Annotated in this window: 1 protein-coding gene; it reads right to left on the bottom strand. The window is 34.4% G+C overall.

Going from position 1 to position 509, the window contains the following annotated elements:
- Nucleotides 1-228: 228 nt before the first annotated feature.
- On the bottom strand, nucleotides 229-509 hold a 281-nt coding region (locus ACYQ35_RS11800; RefSeq protein ID WP_459833827.1), incomplete at its 5' end, for a hypothetical protein.

Here is a 509-nt window from a genome sequence, read left to right on the forward strand (position 1 = left end):
TTTTTTTTTTCTCCTCTCTTCTCTTCTCCCTTTTTTCTTTTTCTTCTTTCATCCCCTTTTCTTTCCGCACCTCCTATCCTTTTCCTTTTCCTGCTTTTTTCCACTCCTTTTTTTTGTTTTCCACTCATTCACTTCTCTTTTTCCTCCCCTATTCCCTTCTTCCCCTTTTTCTTCCATTTTTCTCCTTTTTCTTCTCTCTCCATCATCTTTCTTTCTCTTTTACTCATCTTACGCTTCCTTCTTTTTCTTTTTTTTTCTTCTCTCTTTTCCCCTTTTCTTTTTCTCTTTTTTTTTTCTATTCTTTCTTTTTCCTCTTCTCTTTCCCTTCGTTTTTTCTATCTTCTCTTTTTCTCTTCCTTTTCCATTTCCTTCTTTTCTTTCCTTTTCCTCCTTTTCTTTTTCCTCTCCTTCTCTTCTCCTTCCCCTCTTATTCTTTTTTTTCTTTTTTTCCTTGCTCTTCCTATACAGTCTCTTCTCCTTCATTTTTTTTTCTTTTCTTCCCTCTTCTT

Source organism: Faecalimonas hominis (assembly GCF_054660755.1).